Source organism: Streptomyces colonosanans, assembly GCF_001866645.1.
GTDB classification, from domain to species: domain Bacteria; phylum Actinomycetota; class Actinomycetes; order Streptomycetales; family Streptomycetaceae; genus Streptomyces; species Streptomyces colonosanans.
The window spans coordinates 1-1,626 of sequence record NZ_MLYP01000147.1 but is presented as its reverse complement, the minus strand read 5'-3'; the positions used below and the strand labels follow the sequence as shown (position 1 = coordinate 1,626).

General features: G+C 71.9%; 2 protein-coding genes. Both read left to right on the top strand.

Annotated elements, in window-relative coordinates:
- Positions 1-120 precede the first annotated feature (120 nt).
- On the top strand, positions 121-498 hold the full coding sequence (locus BIV24_RS30860; RefSeq protein ID WP_071369763.1) for a helix-turn-helix domain-containing protein: 378 nt from the start codon (positions 121-123) through the stop codon (positions 496-498).
- A gap of 294 nt (positions 499-792) precedes the next feature.
- Positions 793-1,263, top strand: a complete 471-nt coding sequence (locus BIV24_RS30855; RefSeq protein ID WP_071369762.1) for a Dps family protein — start codon at positions 793-795, stop codon at positions 1,261-1,263.
- Positions 1,264-1,626: the final 363 nt, after the last annotated feature.

Sequence of the window (1,626 nt, the reverse complement as noted above, 5' to 3'; positions counted from 1 at the left end):
GGGGGACTTGATGGTTGCAGCCCTGAGTGAACACAACAGCGCTCCCCGCACGGCCGCGGCGCAAGGCGGTACGGTGGGGCGTGAAGGATGCGTTTTCGCGGTCCGAGGAGGGAGCCACCGATGATTCTGCTCCGTCGCCTGCTGGGTGACGTGCTGCGTCGGCAGCGCCAGCGCCAGGGCCGTACTCTGCGCGAAGTCTCCTCGTCCGCCCGAGTTTCGCTCGGCTATCTCTCCGAGGTGGAGCGGGGGCAGAAGGAGGCGTCCTCCGAACTGCTCTCCGCGATCTGCGACGCGCTGGACGTACGGATGTCCGAGCTCATGCGGGAAGTGAGCGACGAACTCGCACTCGCCGAGCTGGCACGGTCGGCGACGGCCACCGAGCCGGTGCCCGCACCGGTGCGTCGCCCGATGCTCAATTCCGTGTCCGTCACCGGTGTCCCACCGGAACGGGTCACGATCAAGGCGCCCGCCGAGGCAGTGGACGTGGTCGCCGCCTGATCCTCACACGCGTGGGTGGGTGAGACGGCGATATGTGTGTCAGAGCCCCGGCCGGGGCTTCTCCGGACAGATCCGGAGGGGTGCGGCCGGGGCTCTTTTGCGGCCGGGGCCGTCGTGCGGGCGTGATGCGCCGGGCGTGCGCGCCTGGCGGTGCCGGGCTCCGGCGGGCAGCCGGTGGCGCACCGGTGCGCCGGGCCTTGCGCGGGCGGCTTCCCCCGTTTGCCGGGCCCGTGCGCGGCGGTCATGGTGGAAGGCGGAGGCTCGGGGCCGTACGAATCCTCGCGGAGGAAGCCGATGTACGTCGTGAAGAGCCCGCTGTCCGACGCGGATCTCAAGACCGTCTCCGAGGCGCTTCAAGGCGCTCTGGTCGACCTGGTGGACCTCTCCCTGGTGGCGAAGCAGGTCCACTGGAACGTGATCGGGCCGCGCTTCCGCCCCGTCCATCTCCAGCTCGACGAAGTCGTCGACAGCGCACGGCGGCACTCTGACACCGTGGCGGAACGGGCCTCGGCGTTGGGTGTCCCGCCGGACGGGCGGGCCGGGACGGTCGCCCAGAGCAGCGGGATCGGCCCCGTGCCCCAGGGCTGGATCAAGGACACGGACGCGGTGGGCACCCTGGTGTCGGCGCTCGGCGCGGTGATCGCGCGGATGCGGGAGCGGGTGGAATCGACCGCCGAGGCGGATCCGGTGAGCCAGGACATCTTCATCTCCATCACCGCGGACCTCGAGAAGCACCACTGGATGTTCCAGGCGGCGAACGGGTGAACGTAGAACATCGCGCCGGCCACGCCCGCACCTGGGCGCGGCCCGGCGCGCAGGACGGTGTGCGCGGTGTGCACCGGTTGCGACGGCTGCCGGGGACACGCGCGGGTTCCGGTGCTCCCGTGTGCCGGTGGTGCGCCCTCCCCGGCCGTGACGGTGCGTTCTAGGGTCTGGTTCCTCGGGCGGGAGGTGACGGCCATGGCGGGGCGTGCAGCGCGCTGGGGGGTGGCGCTGGCGCTGGGTGCGCTGTGGTGGTGGGGGTTGCTCCGGCTCGTGCTGGCGCCCGACGCCGGGGTGCTGGAGGGGGCCGTCGTGACCGGGGGGTGGGGGCTGAGCCTGCTGCCGGTGCACTGCGTTCCCAAGGCA

Excerpts from the sequence above, each read along its gene's own strand:
- BIV24_RS30860 (WP_071369763.1), top strand. The coding sequence starts at position 121 with ATGATTCTGCTCCGTCGCCTGCTGGGTGACGTGCTGCGTCGGCAGCGC.
- BIV24_RS30855 (WP_071369762.1), top strand. The coding sequence starts at position 793 with ATGTACGTCGTGAAGAGCCCGCTGTCCGACGCGGATCTCAAGACCGTC.